Annotated in this window: 16 protein-coding genes; 10 read left to right on the forward strand and 6 right to left on the reverse strand. The window is 61.7% G+C overall.

Annotated features, from left to right (window positions below):
• Positions 1–14: 14 nt before the first annotated feature.
• The 6 genes from BVH01_RS09545 to gltA all read right to left on the reverse strand — a co-directional run bounded on the left by BVH01_RS09545 (position 15) and on the right by gltA (position 3,774).
• Positions 15–1,010 carry a glycosyl transferase family protein gene (locus BVH01_RS09545; RefSeq protein ID WP_075930103.1) on the reverse strand — a complete coding sequence of 332 codons (996 nt, stop codon included), beginning with the start codon at positions 1,008–1,010 and terminating at the stop codon, positions 15–17.
• Positions 1,007–1,342 carry a TusE/DsrC/DsvC family sulfur relay protein gene (locus BVH01_RS09550; RefSeq protein WP_075930104.1) on the reverse strand — a complete coding sequence of 112 codons (336 nt, stop codon included), beginning with the start codon at positions 1,340–1,342 and terminating at the stop codon, positions 1,007–1,009. Before BVH01_RS09550 ends, BVH01_RS09545 begins: the two co-directional genes overlap by 4 nt.
• Positions 1,339–1,638: a sulfurtransferase complex subunit TusB gene (tusB, locus tag BVH01_RS09555; RefSeq protein ID WP_075930105.1), complete on the reverse strand. Its 300-nt coding sequence runs from the start codon at positions 1,636–1,638 to the stop codon at positions 1,339–1,341. Before tusB ends, BVH01_RS09550 begins: the two co-directional genes overlap by 4 nt.
• Positions 1,635–1,988, reverse strand: a complete 354-nt coding sequence (gene tusC, locus BVH01_RS09560) for a sulfurtransferase complex subunit TusC (RefSeq protein WP_075930106.1) — start codon at positions 1,986–1,988, stop codon at positions 1,635–1,637. The genes tusB and tusC overlap by 4 nt, the downstream gene beginning before the upstream one ends.
• 1 nt (position 1,989) lies before the next feature.
• On the reverse strand, positions 1,990–2,382 hold the full coding sequence (tusD, locus tag BVH01_RS09565) for a sulfurtransferase complex subunit TusD (protein WP_075930107.1): 393 nt from the start codon (positions 2,380–2,382) through the stop codon (positions 1,990–1,992).
• Positions 2,383–2,502: 120 nt separating this feature from the next.
• Positions 2,503–3,774 (reverse strand): citrate synthase, encoded by a 1,272-nt coding sequence (gene gltA / locus BVH01_RS09570; RefSeq protein ID WP_075930108.1) that lies wholly within the window; start codon positions 3,772–3,774, stop codon positions 2,503–2,505.
• Between the two features lie 363 nt (positions 3,775–4,137).
• Between gltA and sdhC the strand changes: the two genes are divergently transcribed.
• The 10 genes from sdhC to brnQ all read left to right on the forward strand — a co-directional run bounded on the left by sdhC (position 4,138) and on the right by brnQ (position 17,113).
• Positions 4,138–4,512, forward strand: a complete 375-nt coding sequence (sdhC, locus tag BVH01_RS09575; protein WP_042553720.1) for a succinate dehydrogenase, cytochrome b556 subunit — start codon at positions 4,138–4,140, stop codon at positions 4,510–4,512.
• Positions 4,506–4,874, forward strand: a complete 369-nt coding sequence (gene sdhD / locus BVH01_RS09580; protein WP_075930109.1) for a succinate dehydrogenase, hydrophobic membrane anchor protein — start codon at positions 4,506–4,508, stop codon at positions 4,872–4,874. The genes sdhC and sdhD overlap by 7 nt, the downstream gene beginning before the upstream one ends.
• A 3-nt stretch (positions 4,875–4,877) precedes the next feature.
• Positions 4,878–6,650, forward strand: coding sequence for a succinate dehydrogenase flavoprotein subunit (sdhA, locus tag BVH01_RS09585; RefSeq protein ID WP_075930110.1), 1,773 nt, complete (start codon positions 4,878–4,880; stop codon positions 6,648–6,650).
• A gap of 11 nt (positions 6,651–6,661) precedes the next feature.
• Positions 6,662–7,381 carry a succinate dehydrogenase iron-sulfur subunit gene (locus BVH01_RS09590; protein ID WP_013791587.1) on the forward strand — a complete coding sequence of 240 codons (720 nt, stop codon included), beginning with the start codon at positions 6,662–6,664 and terminating at the stop codon, positions 7,379–7,381.
• Positions 7,382–7,630: 249 nt separating this feature from the next.
• Positions 7,631–10,462: a 2-oxoglutarate dehydrogenase E1 component gene (locus tag BVH01_RS09595; RefSeq protein WP_075930111.1), complete on the forward strand. Its 2,832-nt coding sequence runs from the start codon at positions 7,631–7,633 to the stop codon at positions 10,460–10,462.
• Positions 10,463–10,532: 70 nt separating this feature from the next.
• Positions 10,533–11,759 carry a 2-oxoglutarate dehydrogenase complex dihydrolipoyllysine-residue succinyltransferase gene (odhB, locus tag BVH01_RS09600; protein ID WP_075930112.1) on the forward strand — a complete coding sequence of 409 codons (1,227 nt, stop codon included), beginning with the start codon at positions 10,533–10,535 and terminating at the stop codon, positions 11,757–11,759.
• An 86-nt stretch (positions 11,760–11,845) separates the two neighbouring features.
• Positions 11,846–13,282 carry a dihydrolipoyl dehydrogenase gene (gene lpdA, locus BVH01_RS09605; RefSeq protein ID WP_075930113.1) on the forward strand — a complete coding sequence of 479 codons (1,437 nt, stop codon included), beginning with the start codon at positions 11,846–11,848 and terminating at the stop codon, positions 13,280–13,282.
• Between the two features lie 188 nt (positions 13,283–13,470).
• Positions 13,471–14,637, forward strand: coding sequence for an ADP-forming succinate--CoA ligase subunit beta (sucC, locus tag BVH01_RS09610; protein WP_070887730.1), 1,167 nt, complete (start codon positions 13,471–13,473; stop codon positions 14,635–14,637).
• The gene (gene sucD, locus BVH01_RS09615; protein ID WP_070887729.1) at positions 14,637–15,524 is read left to right on the forward strand and encodes a succinate--CoA ligase subunit alpha; all 888 of its coding nucleotides are present in this window, start codon (positions 14,637–14,639) and stop codon (positions 15,522–15,524) included. Before sucC ends, sucD begins: the two co-directional genes overlap by 1 nt.
• 275 nt (positions 15,525–15,799) lie before the next feature.
• Positions 15,800–17,113, forward strand: a complete 1,314-nt coding sequence (gene brnQ / locus BVH01_RS09620) for a branched-chain amino acid transport system II carrier protein (protein ID WP_075930114.1) — start codon at positions 15,800–15,802, stop codon at positions 17,111–17,113.
• Positions 17,114–17,268: the final 155 nt, after the last annotated feature.

The raw sequence follows: 17,268 nt of genomic DNA on the forward strand, positions 1-17,268 counted from the left end.
CGTAAAAACCGGGTTCAACGAATCGGCTGTTTCGATATATTCCGTGCCTGCCAGCGTTTATCCGCCTCGGCGAACGCGGCTTCTCGGTCCAGACCCAGCCCGCGCAGAGCCAGCGCCATGGTGGCGACAATGGCCAACTGGCCGTAAGCATCCTCGGCCTCGCCGTGCCACACGGCTTGCAGGTGAGCCGGGTCGAGACGCTCGGGTTTGACGTGACGGCGCTCGGAGAGCATCGGCCAGTCTTCGTCCCAGTTGTTGCCGTGCTCGGTGCCATACAGATGGCAGACGGCATCCGGGTTCAGCTCGATCTCGCCGCCGTCACCCTTGACCACGATGGTGTGATCACCGAGCAACTGGCTGGCCTCGCGGTGCACGGCCTGATAACCGGGGTGGAAGATGCTCCGCAAGCCGCAACGTGCCGCCAGCGGGTTGAGAATGCGCGCCAGCGAGTGGATCGGTGAGCGCAGGCCCAGTACGTTGCGCAGGTCGATCATGCGTTGCAGGGCGGGCATCCAGTCGCCCAGCGGCATGAAGGCCAGGTTACGGTGCTCCAGATTGCGCGAAACCTCGTCCCAGTTGCGGCACAGCGGAATATCCAGTTCGCCGAGCAATTGCTCGCTGTACAGGCGCCCGGCGGTATGCGCGCCGCCGCCGTGCATGAAAATGCGCAGACCGCTGTCTGCAAGCGCTTTCGCGGCGAGCAGGAACCAGGGCAGGTGGCGCTTCTTGCCGGCGTAGGTAGGCCAGTCGAAGTCGACCTGAATGGCGGGTGCAGCCAGGCGGGCACGCACCGCTTCGGTAAACCCGGCCATTTCCTCGGCGCTTTCTTCCTTGTGGCGCAGCAGCATCAGAAAGGCGCCGAGCTGGGCGTCCTCGACCTTGCCGTCGAGAATCATGCCCATGGCATCCCGGGCTTCTTCGCGAGTCAGGTTGCGCGCGCCGCGCTTGCCCTTGCCGAGAATGCGCACGAAGGTGGCGAACGGGTGTTCTTCGGGGGTGATCAGGTTCATAGGCAATTGGTCGGCTTGGGCAGGCCCGCCAGCTTGGCGGCGAGTTTGGCGGGAGCGCCGTTGAACAGGCGGTTGAGGTGCAGGCTGTTGCCCTTGTCCGGCCCGAGCTTGAGGGCGACGTACTTGATCAGCGGGCGGTTGGCCGGCGACAGTTGGAATTCGTCATGGAAGGCGCGCAGCAATTCGAGGATTTCCCAGTGCTCGGCGCTCAGCTCCAGGCCTTCGCGCGCGGCCAGCGCGGTGGCGACCTCGGCGGACCAGTCCTGCAGGTCGAGCAGGTAGCCGTCCTTGTCCAGATCGATGGGGCGGTCGTTGACGGTCAGGGCGCTCATAACCAGGTGTTCACCTTGCTGAATCGGCAGGCGAGGGCGACGAAGCCCGGATAGTCGATCTGTTCGATGCCGGCACCAGGCTGCAGGGCGCGGGCCTTGATGTCTTCGGCCAGGGCATACAGCGCGACGCCTTGCAGCGCTACCAGCGCTTCGCCGTGTTGGGTGCCGGGCTGTGCGGCGTAAGTGGCGTCGCCGCACAGCAGCAGGCCGTCACCATTGCCCAGCAGGCGCAGGCAGCTGCTCAGGCGGTCGTTACTGAACGGGGAGCTGGAGAGTACGTGCAGGGTCTTCGTCACAGCGTGATCACCTGGTCATAGCGGTCGATGAGGGCGCGCAGACCGTCGGTGTCCAGGCGTTCGACGGCCAGCGAGGTTTCGCTCAGGCCGCGCTGCGCCAGACTATGGGCGCAGGCATAGAGCGCTTCGACGCCGAACATCGGCAGGGCCTGCAGGTTGGCGGTGAGGTCTTTCTGCTGCACGGCCTGGGGCGCTTGCCCGACAGCCAGCTGTAGTACGCCGTCATCGAGAAACAGCAGGCCGATGGGCAGGTCGAAGGCGCCACCGGCCAGGGCGATATCCAGGGCTTCGCGGGCGCCGGTGCCGTTCCAGGGCGCCTGGCGGCTGATGATCAGCAGGGATTGGCTCATCTCAGTCACCTCCGAAGCAGATCAGCCGGTCAGCTTCTTGAGCTGCCTCGTGCAACTGACCCAAGCCGGACAGCACCCAGGGTGCGGGCAGGTTGGCCGCTTCGCGCTCGTAACGGCGCGCTTCCTGTTCGTCGAGCACGCCACGACGCAAGGCGGCGGCGATGCACACCACGCCGTCGAGCCCGTTGCTGGCGACGAATTCACGCCACTGGCGCGCGACGTCGGTCTCATCCTGAGGGCTGACGATAGTGCCCGAGGCGCTGTGCACGCCATCGGCGTAGAAGAACAGGCGCACGATCTCATGGCCACCGTTCAGCGCTGCTTCTGCAAAACGCAGGGCGCGGCGGGAGGAGGGCGCCGAAGGCGGTGAAAACAGGGCGATGGCGAATTTCATGAACGGCCCGGTTGTGGAAACAGGGCGCCATGATAAAGCCTGAGCGACAGGGACAGAAACGAAAAAGCCCATATCCGTGGATATGGGCTTTCTTGTCACAGCGGGCTCAGCGCAAGAAGCTTACTTCTTGATGTCTCGCTGGGTCGGGCCGGTGTACAGCTGGCGCGGGCGGCCGATCTTGTACGGGCCGGAGAGCATTTCTTTCCAGTGCGAGATCCAGCCGACGGTGCGCGCCAGGGCGAAGATCACGGTGAACATGCTGGTTGGAATGCCGATCGCCTTGAGGATGATCCCCGAGTAGAAGTCGACGTTCGGGTACAGGTTGCGCTCCTTGAAGTACGGATCGTTACGGGCGATCTCGTCGAGCTTCATGGCCAGTTCCAGCTGCGGGTCGTTGATGCCCAGTTCGGCCAGCACTTCGTCGCAGGTCTGTTTCATGACCTGGGCGCGTGGGTCGAAGTTCTTGTAGACGCGGTGACCGAAGCCCATGAGCTTGAACGGATCGTCCTTGTCCTTGGCCTTGGCAATGAACTTGTCGATGTTCGACACGTCGCCGATCTCGTCCAGCATGGCCAGTACGGCTTCGTTCGCACCGCCGTGGGCCGGGCCCCAGAGCGCGGCGATACCGGCAGCGATACAGGCGAACGGGTTGGCACCCGAGGAGCCCGCCAGGCGCACGGTGGAGGTGGAAGCGTTCTGTTCGTGGTCGGCGTGCAGGATGAAGATGCGGTCCATGGCCTTGGCCAGCACTGGGCTGATCGGCTTGGTCTCGCACGGGGTGTTGAACATCATGTGCAGGAAGTTTTCCGCGTAGTTCAGGTCGTTACGCGGGTACATCATCGGCTCGCCCTTGGAGTACTTGTACACCATGGCAGCGATGGTCGGCATCTTGGCGACCAGGCGCATCGCGGAAATGTCGCGGTGCTGCGGGTTCTTGATGTCGAGGGAGTCGTGGTAGAAGGCGGAGAGGGCGCCGACCACACCACACATGACGGCCATCGGGTGGGCGTCACGACGGAAGCCGTTGAAGAAGGTCTTCAGTTGTTCGTGAACCATGGTGTGGTTCTTGATGGTGCTGACGAACTGGGCCTTCTGCTCTTCGTTCGGCAGTTCGCCGTTGAGCAGCAGGTAGCAGGTTTCCAGGTAGTCGGCTTTCTCGGCCAGTTGCTCTATGGGGTAGCCGCGGTGCAGCAGTACGCCCTTGTCACCATCAATGTAGGTGATCTTCGACTCGCACGATGCGGTCGACATGAAGCCGGGGTCGAAGGTGAAGTTGCCCGTGGCAGTCAGGCTCCGCACGTCGATCACATCTGGGCCAACGGTGCCGGATAAAACGGGCAGCTCGACGGGGGCTGCGCCCTCGATGATCAACTGCGCTTTTTTGTCAGCCATGTGTGGCCTCCTAGTTATGCTTGGAATCATCAGTCGGCCCCCCACGCAGGGCCCGCATCACTATAGTGTTATGAATCTGAAAGTCAATTTGCGAAAACCCAGGCAATAGAAGGGTTTGAGTGCCCTGCCTGCGACAAAAAGGCGCGCCCTATTACGCCATTTTCAGGCTTGACGCAATCGCTATTAGGTCGAGGTATCCGCGTTGTCATTAGCGACCTAACTGTCTATACTCTGCGCCCGACTGCCAAGGGCCTTGAGCCCGGTTTCTGGTGGTTGTCACTTCTTGGGTGATGGGTACCTGACCAGTGCGCTTCCCGACAACTCAGCCCTGATAGCTGGGGCTCTCAGTGTGATAATAAAGCCGTGAATAGCCAACGACCTGTAAACTTAGACCTTCGGACGATAAAACTCCCAGTCACTGCTTACACGTCCATTCTTCACCGTATATCTGGCGTGATCCTTTTCCTCGGCATTGCCGTGCTGCTGTTCGGGCTCGACAAATCGCTGTCTTCGGAAGAGGGCTTCGCGCAGGTGAAAGAATGCTTGACCAGCCCGCTGGCCAAGTTCGTGATCTGGGGACTGTTGTCCGCTCTGCTGTACCACCTGGTGGCCGGTGTGCGCCACCTGATCATGGATGCTGGAGTCGGTGAGACGCTGGAAGGCGGCAAGCTGGGTTCCAAAATCGTTCTCGTCGTATCGGCGATCCTGATCGTGCTGCTGGGGGTATGGATATGGTAACTAACGTCACGAATTTCTCGCGTTCGGGTCTCTACGACTGGATGGCTCAACGCGTTTCTGCGGTCGTGCTCGCGGCTTATGTCCTGTTTCTGCTGGGCTACATCGTCCTGAATCCAGGCATGGGCTACGCCGAATGGCATGGCCTGTTCTCCAATAATGCAATGCGCATCTTCAGCCTGCTGACTCTCGTGGCGCTCGGCGTTCACGCCTGGGTCGGCATGTGGACCATCTCCACCGACTACCTGACGCCGACCGCGCTGGGCAAGTGGGCAACCGTTGTGCGTTTTCTGTTCCAGGCCGCGTGTGGCATCGCCATGTTCGTGTTCTTCGTCTGGGGCGTGCAGATTCTTTGGGGTTTCTGATTCATGACTAGCATTCGTACTCTTTCCTATGACGCCATCATCGTCGGTGGTGGCGGTGCCGGTATGCGCGCTGCTCTGCAGCTGGCGCAAGGCGGTCACAAGACAGCAGTGGTCACCAAGGTCTTCCCGACCCGTTCTCACACCGTTTCGGCCCAGGGCGGCATCACCTGCGCCATCGCCTCGAACGATCCGAACGATGACTGGCGCTGGCACATGTACGACACCGTCAAGGGTTCCGACTACATCGGCGACCAGGACGCGATCGAATACATGTGTTCCGTCGGCCCGGAAGCGGTGTTCGAGCTCGAGCACATGGGTCTGCCGTTCTCCCGTACCGAGCAGGGCCGCATCTATCAGCGTCCGTTCGGTGGCCAGTCCAAGGGTCCGGACAATCCGACTCAGGCCGCTCGTACCTGCGCCGCTGCCGACCGTACCGGTCACGCGCTGCTGCACACCCTGTACCAGGCCAACCTGAAGGCCGGCACCTCGTTCCTCAACGAGTGGTACGCGGTCGACCTGGTGAAGAACCAGGACGGCGCCATCGTCGGTGTCATCGCCATCTGCATCGAAACCGGCGAAACCGTCTACATTCGCTCCAAAGCCGTGGTTCTGGCCACCGGCGGTGCTGGCCGTATCTACGCCTCCACCACCAACGCCCTGATCAACACTGGCGACGGCGTGGGCATGGCCCTGCGTGCTGGCGTGCCGGTGCAGGACATCGAAATGTGGCAGTTCCACCCGACCGGTATCGCCGGCGCTGGTGTACTGGTTACCGAAGGCTGCCGTGGTGAAGGTGGTTACCTGATCAACGCCCATGGCGAGCGCTTCATGGAGCGTTATGCGCCGAACGCCAAAGACCTCGCCGGTCGCGACGTTGTGGCCCGTTCCATGGTCAAGGAAGTGATCGCCGGCAACGGCTGTGGCCCGAACAAGGACCACGTACTGCTCAAGCTCGACCACCTCGGCGAGGAAGTGCTGCACAGCCGCCTGCCAGGCATCTGCGAACTGTCGAAGACTTTCGCCCATGTCGACCCGGTCGTCGCGCCCGTTCCGGTCATTCCGACCTGCCACTACATGATGGGCGGCGTTGCCACCAACATTCATGGCCAGGCGATCACCCAGGATGCCAACGGCAACGACAAGATCATCGAAGGTCTGTTCGCCGTAGGCGAAGTGGCTTGCGTATCGGTTCACGGCGCCAACCGTCTGGGCGGCAACTCGCTGCTCGACCTGGTGGTGTTCGGCCGCGCCGCTGGCCTGCACTTGGAAAAAGCGCTGAAAGAAGGCGTGGAAGTCCGTGGTGCCAGCGAAACCGACATCGAGCTGTCGCTGAGCCGTCTGGCTGGCGTCAACGAGCGCAGCAGTGGCGAAGACGTTGCCACGCTCAAGCGCGAACTGCAGTCGTGCATGCAGAACTACTTCGGCGTATTCCGCACTGGCGAATACATGAAGAAGGGCATCGCTCAGCTGTCCGACCTGCGCGAGCGCATCGCCAAGGTCAAGATCAACGACAAGAGCCAGGCCTTCAACACCGCGCGTATCGAAGCGCTGGAGCTGCAGAACCTGCTGGAAGTCGCCGAAGCCACTGCCATCGCAGCTGACACCCGTACCGAGTCCCGCGGTGCTCACGCCCGTGAAGACTTCGAAGACCGTGACGACACCAACTGGTTGTGCCACAGCCTGTACTTCCCGGGTGAGAAACGTGTCGCCAAGCGCGATGTCAACTTCTCGCCGAAGACCGTACCGGCGTTTGAACCCAAAGTTCGTACTTATTAAGGGTGGCTACCATGTCTCTTGGCAAAAGCTTGAAAGTCAGCGTTTATCGCTACAACCCGGAAGCGGACAAAGCGCCGTTCATGCAGGACTTCGACATCACCATCGACGGCAAAGACCTGATGGTGCTGGACATCCTGGCGCTCATCAAAGAACAGGACGAAGGCTTCTCCTACCGTCGTTCCTGCCGTGAAGGCGTTTGTGGCTCCGACGGCATGAACATCAGTGGCAAGAACGGCCTGGCCTGCATCACGCCGATCTCCAGCGTGGTCAAGGGCAACAAGCTGGTGATCCGCCCGCTGCCTGGCCTGCCGGTCATTCGTGACCTGGTCGTCGATATGAGCATCTTCTACAAACAGTACGAGAAGGTGCAGCCGTTCCTGCAGAACGACACGCCGGCTCCGGCCATCGAACGTCTGCAGTCGCCGGAAGAGCGCGAGAAGCTCGACGGCCTGTACGAGTGCATCCTGTGTGCATGCTGCTCGACCAGCTGCCCGTCGTTCTGGTGGAACCCGGACAAGTTCCTGGGCCCGGCTGCACTGCTGCAGGCCTATCGCTTCCTGGCCGACAGCCGTGATACCAAGACCGCGGAACGATTGGCGTCGCTCGATGATCCATTCAGTGTGTTCCGCTGCCGTGGGATCATGAACTGCGTGAACGTGTGCCCCAAGGGTCTGAACCCGACCAAGGCCATCGGTCACGTACGCAACATGCTGCTGCAGAGCGGCACCTGATTCACCGTTCTTTAGCTGTACCCGTAACACCTGCCGCACCGACGTAATGTCGGTGTTGCAGTATCGCCAGGACGTTGGCCTAGCCGCCAACGCCCTCATACGAAAAATATGACGACCAGCAGGGGCATTCGGGCTGGTGCCCGGACTATCTGCGGGATTCTTGGTGGCTTGTTGAAGTCGCTGCAACATGACTTCGAAAGCCAGTCGGTGTCCTCGCCGGTGGTGTCCCCTTACCGAGGGTGACCAAGCATGCAAGAAAGCGTGATGCAGCGCATGTGGGACAGTGCCCACCTATCCGGTGGTAACGCTGCCTACGTGGAGGAGCTCTATGAGCTCTACCTGCACGATCCCAACGCCGTGCCGGAAGAGTGGCGCACTTATTTCGATAAGTTGCCGTCCGAAGGCAGCACCGCCAATGACGTATCGCACTCGACGATTCGTGATCATTTCGTGTTGCTGGCCAAGAACCAGCGTCGCGCTCAGCCGGCTTCTGCCGGGACAGTGAGCAGCGAGCACGAGAAGAAGCAGGTCGAAGTGTTGCGGTTGATTCAGGCATTCCGCATGCGTGGCCACCAGGCGGCTCAGCTCGATCCGCTTGGGCTGTGGCAGCGTCCTGTTCCTGCTGATCTGTCGATCAGCCATTACAGCCTTACCGACGCGGATCTGGATACCACCTTCCGCACGGGTGGTCTGGCAATCGGCAAAGAAGAAGCAACTTTGCGGGAAATCCGCGACGCTTTGCATCAGACATATTGTCGCACCATCGGCTCCGAGTTCACTCACATCGTCGATTCCGATCAGCGCAGCTGGTTCCAGCAGCGTCTGGAAAGCGTTCGTGGTCGCCCGCAGATCTCCGCCGAGGTGCAGAGCCACCTGCTCGAGCGCCTCACCGCTGCTGAAGGTCTGGAAAAGTACCTGGGCACCAAATACCCGGGCACCAAGCGCTTCGGTCTGGAAGGTGGCGAGAGCCTGATTCCGATGCTGGACGAGATCATCCAGCGCTCCGGCTCCTACGGCACCAAGGAAATCGTCATCGGCATGGCCCACCGTGGCCGTCTGAACGTGCTGGTCAACACCTTCGGCAAGAACCCGCGCGACCTGTTCGACGAGTTCGAAGGCAAGAAGGTCGAAGGCCTGAGCTCCGGTGACGTGAAGTACCACCAGGGTTTCTCCTCGAACGTGATGACCTCGGGTGGCGAAGTGCACCTGGCGCTGGCGTTCAACCCGTCGCACCTGGAGATCGTTTCTCCGGTGGTCGAAGGTTCGGTACGTGCTCGCCAGGATCGTCGCAGTGACGCGACCGGCGACAAGGTCGTGCCGATTTCCATCCACGGTGACGCGGCATTCGCCGGTCAGGGCGTGGTCATGGAAACCTTCCAGATGTCGCAGACCCGTGCCTACAAGACGGGCGGCACCATCCACATCGTGATCAACAACCAGGTTGGCTTCACCACCAACCGGGCCGACGACGCGCGTTCCACCGAGTACGCCACCGACGTCGCCAAGATGATCCAGGCGCCGATCTTCCATGTGAATGGCGATGATCCGGAAGCCGTGCTGTTCGTTACCCAACTGGCCGTCGATTACCGCATGCAGTACAAGCGTGACGTGGTGATCGACCTGGTCTGCTACCGTCGCCGCGGCCACAACGAGGCCGACGAGCCGAGTGGCACCCAGCCGCTGATGTACCAGCAGATCGCCAAACAGCGCACCACGCGCGAACTGTACGCCGACGCCCTGACCGGCGGTGGTCGTTTGACCGCCGAAGCGGTGCAGGCTCCGGTGGACGAGTACCGCACGGCGCTCGACAACGGTCAGCACGTGGTCAAGAGCCTGGTCAAGGAGCCGAACAAGGAACTGTTCGTGGACTGGCGTCCGTACCTGGGCCACGCCTGGACCGCGCGTCACGACACCCGCTTCGACCTCAAGACCCTGCAAGAGCTGTCCAGCAAACTGCTGCAGACTCCGGACGGTTTCGTGGTTCAGCGTCAGGTCGGCAAGATCTACGAAGACCGTGGCAAGATGGGCGCCGGTGGCCTGCCGTTGAACTGGGGCTACGCCGAGACGATGGCCTACGCGACCCTGCTGGTCGAAGGTCACCCGATCCGTATCACCGGTCAGGACGTGGGTCGCGGTACTTTCTCGCACCGTCATGCACAACTGCACAACCAGAAGGACGGTTCGGCCTACCTGCCACTGCAGAACCTGTACGAAGGTCAGCCGCGTTTCGACCTGTACGACTCCTTCCTGTCGGAAGAAGCGGTACTGGCTTTCGAATACGGTTATGCCACCACCACGCCAAATGCGCTGGTGATCTGGGAAGCTCAGTTCGGCGACTTCGCCAACGGCGCCCAGGTGGTGTTCGACCAGTTCATTTCCAGCGGCGAAACCAAGTGGGGTCGTCTGTGCGGCCTGACCATGCTGCTGCCGCACGGTTATGAAGGGCAGGGCCCGGAGCACTCCTCGGCACGCCTGGAGCGTTATCTGCAGCTGTGCGCCGAGCAGAACATCCAGGTCGCGGTACCGACCACGCCAGCGCAGATCTACCACCTGCTGCGCCGTCAGGTCATTCGCCCGCTGCGCAAGCCGCTGGTCGTGCTGACGCCCAAGTCGCTGCTGCGCCACAAGCTGGCCGTATCGACTCTGGAGGATCTAGCCGAAGGTTCGTTCCAGACCGTCATCCCGGAAATCGATGCCATCGACCCGAAAAAGGTCGAGCGTCTGGTGCTGTGCAGCGGCAAGGTCTACTACGACCTGCTGGAAAAACGCCGCGCCGAAGGCCGCGAAGATATCGCCATCGTGCGTATCGAGCAGCTGTATCCGTTCCCGGAAGACGACCTGGCCGAGGTTCTCGCACCGTACAAGAACCTCAAGCACATCGTCTGGTGTCAGGAAGAGCCGATGAACCAGGGCGCCTGGTACTGCAGCCAGCACCACATGCGTCGTGCCGCTTCGGCGCACAAGAAGTCGCTGGTGCTCGAGTACGCCGGGCGTGATGCCTCGGCCGCTCCGGCCTGTGGTTATGCGTCCATGCACGCCGAACAGCAGGAAAAACTGCTGCAGGATGCCTTCACCGTTTAATGCCATCGCGAAGGAGGCGGCCCGTTGAGGCCGCTTCCTCGAAACCACCGAATTTAAGGAAAAGAACACAATGGCTATCGAGATCAAAGCCCCTACATTCCCCGAATCGGTCGCCGACGGCACCGTGGCCACCTGGCACAAGAAGCCGGGCGAAGCGGTAAAGCGCGATGAGCTGATCGTCGACATCGAGACCGACAAGGTCGTGATCGAAGTGCTGGCCGAGGCCGATGGCGTGGTTGCCGAGATCGTCAAGAACGAAGGCGATACCGTCCTCTCCAACGAAGTGCTGGGCAAGCTGACCGAAGGTGGCGCTGCCGCTCCGGCCGCTGCACCTGCTCAAGCCGCTGCTGCGCCGGCCCAGGCTGCCGCTGCACCGGCCGCTGCTGGTGGTGACGACCAGATCCTCTCGCCAGCCGCTCGCAAGCTGGCTGAAGAGAACGGCATCGATCCGAACAGCATCAGCGGTTCGGGCAAAGGCGGCCGTGTGACCAAGGAAGACGTGGTCGCCGCCGTTGAAGCCAAGAAGAACGCTCCGGCTGCCAAGCCTGCTGCAGCCGCCGCTGCCGCAGCCCCGGTAGTAACCGCTGCTGGCGACCGTACCGAGAAGCGCGTGCCGATGACTCGCGTTCGCGCCACCGTTGCCCGTCGTCTGGTCGAAGCCCAGTCGAACATGGCGATGCTGACCACCTTCAACGAAGTCGACATGTCCGAGATCATGGCACTGCGTTCGAAGTACAAGGATCAGTTCGAGAAGGCCCACAACGGCACTCGCCTGGGCTTCATGTCCTTCTTCGTCAAGGCGGCCACCGAGGCGCTGAAGCGTCTGCCGGCGGTCAACGCCTCGATCGATGGCAACGATATCGTTTACCACGGTTACCAGGACATCGGCGTAGCCGTTTCCAGCGACCGTGGCCTGGTGGTTCCGGTTCTGCGTAACGCCGAACTGATGGGCCTGGCCGACATCGAAGCCGGCATCGCCGCCTACGGCAAGAAAGCCCGCGACGGCAAGCTGTCCATCGAGGAAATGACCGGTGGTACCTTCACCATCACCAACGGTGGTACCTTCGGTTCGATGATGTCGACGCCGATCGTCAACCCGCCGCAAGCCGCGATCCTGGGCATGCACAACATCATCCAGCGCCCGGTTGCCGTGAACGGCCAAGTGGTCATTCGCCCGATGATGTACCTGGCGCTGTCCTACGATCACCGCCTGATCGATGGTAAAGAAGCCGTGACCTTCCTGGTGACCATCAAGAACCTGCTGGAAGACCCAGCGCGTCTGCTGCTGGACATCTAAACGCAGCTGCGGGTCGTGGACGCTGCGCCCTACAGGGCCTTCATCCGCGGCTCGAGCTCGAAGCTTTACGCTAAAAGGAATCTTTTATGAGCCAGAAATTCGACGTGGTAGTCATCGGTGCCGGCCCTGGCGGCTATGTTGCCGCCATCAAGGCCGCTCAACTCGGTCTCAAGACCGCGTGCATCGAGAAGTACCAGGACAAGGACGGTAAGATCGCACTGGGCGGCACCTGCCTGAACGTCGGTTGCATTCCCTCCAAGGCGCTGCTGGACAGCTCCTGGAAATTCCATGAAGCCCAGGACGGTTTCGCCGTTCACGGCATCAGCGCCAAGGGCGTGAGCATCGACGTACCGGCCATGGTCGGTCGCAAGAACACCATCATCAAGAACCTGACCGGCGGTGTTGCCGGCCTGTTCAAGGCCAACGGCGTGACCCTGCTCGAAGGCCACGGCAAACTGCTGGCCGGCAAGAAAGTCGAAGTCACCGACAAGGATGGCAAGACTTCCGTCGTCGAAGCCGAGAACGTGATCCTGGCCTCCGGCTCGCGTCCGATCGACATCCCGCCGGCTCCGGTCGATCAGGACGTCATCGTCGATTCCACCGGTGCCCTGGAATTCCAGGCCGTGCCGAAGAAGCTGGGCGTCATCGGCGCTGGCGTCATCGGTCTGGAGCTGGGCTCCGTATGGGCTCGCCTGGGCGCAGAAGTGACCGTTCTCGAAGCGCTGGACAAGTTCCTGCCGGCCGCTGACGAAGCAGTCGCCAAGGAAGCCTTCAAGACCCTGACCAAGCAGGGCCTGGACATCAAGCTGGGTGCGCGCGTCACCGGCTCCGAAGTCAAGAAGAAGCAAGTCACCGTCAACTACACCGACTCGGCTGGCGAACAGAAAATCGTCTTCGACAAGCTGATCGTTGCGGTTGGCCGTCGCCCGGTAACCACCGACCTGCTGGCTTCGGACAGCGGCGTGGACCTGGACGAGCGTGGCTACATTTTCGTCGACGACCAGTGCGCCACCAGCGTTCCGGGCGTTTACGCCATCGGTGACGTGGTACGCGGCATGATGCTCGCCCACAAAGCCTCGGAAGAGGGCGTGATGGTCGCCGAGCGCATCGCCGGTCACAAGGCCCAGATGAACTACGACCTGATCCCGTCGGTCATCTACACTCACCCGGAAATCGCGTGGGTCGGCAAGACCGAGCAGCAGCTCAAGAGCGAAGGCGTTGCCGTCAACGTCGGTACCTTCCCGTTCGCCGCCAGCGGCCGCGCCATGGCTGCCAACGATACCGGCGGTTTCGTCAAGGTCATCGCTGACGCCAACACCGACCGCGTGCTGGGCGTTCACGTCATCGGCCCAAGCGCGGCCGAGCTGGTACAGCAGGGCGCCATCGGCATGGAATTCGGCACCAGTGCCGAAGACCTGGGCATGATGGTGTTCTCGCACCCGACCCTGTCCGAGGCGCTGCACGAAGCCGCGCTGGCAGTCAACGGTGGCGCGATTCACATCGCCAACCGCAAGAAGCGCTAAGACGTCGCATGCCGGCCTTCGGGCCGGCGTTTTTCAGGCGTTCTCTGGCATAGAACCACGGCGCGTTGCCTGGGTCGGGCTCGGCTCGACACGGAATGTGCGCCGGACTGCCTAATGGTGGTCACAGGTGGTGCGGCACGTGAGTGCGGCGCCGATGCGCAATACCTAAACGAAGACGGTAGACAAGCATGAATCTTCACGAGTATCAGGGTAAGCAGCTGTTCGCTGAATACGGCCTGCCCGTATCCAAGGGCTTCGCCGTAGACACCCCGGAAGAGGCCGCTGAGGCCTGCGAAAAAATCGGTGGTACCGAGTGGGTCGTCAAGGCTCAGGTACACGCTGGTGGCCGCGGTAAAGCGGGCGGTGTGAAACTGGTCAAGAGCAAGGAAGACGCCAAGGCTTTCGCTGCCAACTGGCTGGGCAAGCGCCTGGTGACCTATCAGACTGACGCCAATGGCCAGCCTGTCACCAAGATCCTGGTCGAGTCCTGCACCGACATCGCCAAGGAACTGTACCTGGGCGCAGTCGTTGACCGCTCCAGCCGCCGTATCGTGTTCATGGCTTCCACCGAAGGTGGCGTGGACATCGAGAAGATCGCTCACGAAACCCCCGAGAAGATCCTCAAGGCAACCATCGATCCGCTGGTCGGCGCTCAGCCGTTCCAGGGCCGCGAGCTGGCTTTCCAGCTGGGCCTGGAAGGCAAGCAAGTCGCTCAGTTCGCTAAGATCTTCGTAGGTCTGGCCAAGCTGTTCAAAGATCACGACCTGGCTCTGCTGGAAGTCAACCCGCTGGTCATCAAGGCCGACGGCGATCTGCACTGCCTGGACGCAAAGATCAACATCGACGCCAACGCCATGTACCGTCAGCCCAAGCTGAAGACTTTCCACGACCCGTCGCAAGACGACGCCCGTGAAGCCCACGCTGCCAAGTTCGAACTGAACTACGTCGCCCTCGAAGGCAACATCGGTTGCATGGTCAACGGTGCTGGCCTGGCCATGGGTACCATGGACATCGTCAACCTGCACGGCGGCAAGCCGGCCAACTTCCTGGACGTTGGCGGCGGCGCGACCAAAGAGCGCGTGACCGAAGCGTTCAAGATCATCCTGTCCGACAGCAACGTCGCTGCCGTTCTGGTGAACATCTTCGGCGGTATCGTTCGTTGCGACATGATTGCCGAAGGCATCATCGGTGCAGTGAAAGAAGTTGGCGTGAAGGTTCCGGTTGTCGTCCGTCTGGAAGGCAACAACGCTGAACTGGGTGCCAAGGTACTGGCCGACAGCGGCCTGAACATCATCGCGGCAACCAGCCTGACCGACGCTGCTCAGCAAGTCGTCAAAGCTGCGGAGGGCAAGTAATGAGCGTCCTGATCAATAAAGACACCAAGGTTATCTGCCAGGGTTTCACTGGTTCGCAAGGTACCTTCCACTCCGAACAAGCCATCGCCTACGGCACCCAGATGGTTGGCGGCGTGACTCCGGGCAAAGGCGGCACCACTCACCTGGGCCTGCCGGTGTTCAACACCGTGAAAGAAGCCGTTGAAGCCACTGGCGCCGACGCATCGGTCATCTACGTTCCGGCTCCGTTCTGCAAGGACTCGATCCTGGAAGCGGCTTTCGGCGGCATCAAGCTGATCGTCTGCATCACCGAAGGCATCCCGACCCTCGACATGCTCGACGCCAAGGTCAAGTGTGACGAGCTGGGCGTTCGCCTGATCGGCCCGAACTGCCCGGGCGTGATCACGCCCGGCGAGTGCAAGATCGGCATCATGCCGGGTCACATCCACCTGCCAGGCAAAGTAGGCATCGTGTCGCGCTCCGGCACCCTGACCTATGAAGCCGTCAAGCAGACCACCGACGCCGGTTTCGGCCAGTCCACCTGCGTGGGCATCGGTGGCGACCCCATCCCGGGCTCCAACTTCATCGACATCCTGAAGCTGTTCCAGGAAGACCCGAAGACCGAAGCGATCGTCATGATCGGCGAGATCGGCGGTTCGGCTGAAGAAGAAGCGGCTGCTTACATCAAAGCTAACGTCACCAAGCCTGTAGTTTCCTACATCGCTGGTGTGACCGCTCCGCCCGGCAAGCGCATGGGCCACGCTGGCGCCATCATCTCCGGCGGCAAAGGCACTGCAGACGAGAAATTCGCTGCGCTGCAGGACGCTGGTGTGAAAACCGTGCGTTCCCTGGCTGACATTGGCAAGGCCCTGGCCGAGCTGACCGGTTGGGAAGTGAAGAAGGCGTAAGCCATTCTGATCTGAAAAGAAGGCCACCCTCGGGTGGCCTTCTTTTTGTGCATGAAAATTGTTGCCCAAGCGACAGCACATTACAGCCAGCCGTCAGCCGGGCTGGAACGGATGGGGCGTTTGCGGCAAAATCGTTAGCCTTGCAACTAATGGGTTTCGTTTCTATCCGAAATGGGCCCGCAACAAGGTTCGCGCCACAAGGGCGAATGACGTTTCCCTCTATCCATCGGGACTCCCTCTCTCAACTCCGTTTTAGTGATGTGGTATTTCCTTAGATGACTTCCCTGAAAAGCCAGGACGTGCTCGCCCTGGGGTTCATGACGTTCGCCCTGTTCGTCGGGGCCGGCAACATCATTTTTCCGCCTATCGTCGGTCTGCAGGCCGGGCCGCATGTCTGGCTGGCTGCATTGGGCTTTTTGATCACCGCCGTGGGGCTGCCGGTCATTACCCTGGTCGCGCTGGCCAAGGTCGGCGGCGCCATGGACGCCCTCAGCACGCCCATCGGGCGCGCCGCTGGTGTGCTGCTGGGCGTGGTCTGCTACCTGGCGGTCGGCCCGCTGTTCGCCACTCCGCGCACCGCCACGGTGTCGTTCGAAGTGGGCCTGGCACCGCTGACCGGTGAGAGCCCGCTGGCACTGTTCATCTACAGCCTGGTGTACTTCGCCATCGTGCTGGGTGTGTCGCTCTATCCGGGCCGACTGCTCGATACGGTCGGCCGGGTGCTCGGGCCGATGAAGATTCTCGCGCTGCTGATCCTCGGTGGCACGGCGTTCGTGCTGACGCCCGATGGCGTGGGTTCGGCGACGCCGGCCTACCAGGCTGCGCCGTTCTCCCAGGGTTTCATCAATGGTTACCTGACCATGGATACGCTGGGCGCATTGGTATTCGGCATCGTGATCGTCAACGCCATCCGCTCGCGCGGCGTCACCTCACCGCAGCTGATCACCCGTTATGCGATCATCGCCGGGCTGATTGCCGGCGTAGGCCTGGCGCTGGTGTACATCAGCCTGTTCCGCCTCGGTGCCGGCAGCCATGCCATTGCCGAAGGCGCCACCAACGGTGCGGCCGTGCTGCATGCCTATGTGCAGCACACTTTCGGCGGCCTGGGCAGCGGTTTCCTGGCGGTGCTGATTTCCCTGGCATGCCTGGTCACCGCGGTCGGCCTGACCTGCGCCTGCGCGGAGTATTTCAGCCGTCTGGTGCCGCTGTCCTACCGCAGCCTGGTGATCATCCTGGCAGCGTTTTCGCTGGTGGTATCGAACCTGGGTCTGACCAAGCTGATCCAGATTTCCGTGCCGGTGCTCACGGCGATCTACCCGCCGTGCATCGTACTGATCGCGCTGAGCTTCTGCTGGGGGCTATGGAACGCGGCCGCGCGCGTTGTTGGCCCGGTGATGCTGATAGCGACGCTGTTCGGTATCGTCGATGGCTTGAAAGCGGCGGGCCTGGACGGCTGGCTACCAGGTTGGCTGACCAGCCTGCCGCTGGCCGAGCAGGGCCTGGCGTGGCTGTTGCCCTCGGCGCTGATGCTGGCGCTCGCCAGCGGCTACGACTGGTTGCGCGGCAAGCCCCAGCAAGTCATGGCCTAGGGTCTGCTCCCGTTTCAGCGCGAGCCGCGTTGCTGCGAGAAATGGCCTCCGGTTAGGCGCAGGACGCAGGGAATGGTTGTTCCCTTGCCAAGTCCTGCAACGACAGCGGAGGTCATTTCCCGCGCAACCCGGAGGGCCGGGCCAGTTTTTGCGCG

The organism is Pseudomonas sp. PA1(2017) (assembly GCF_001945375.1).
Classification (GTDB): Bacteria; Pseudomonadota; Gammaproteobacteria; order Pseudomonadales; family Pseudomonadaceae; genus Aquipseudomonas.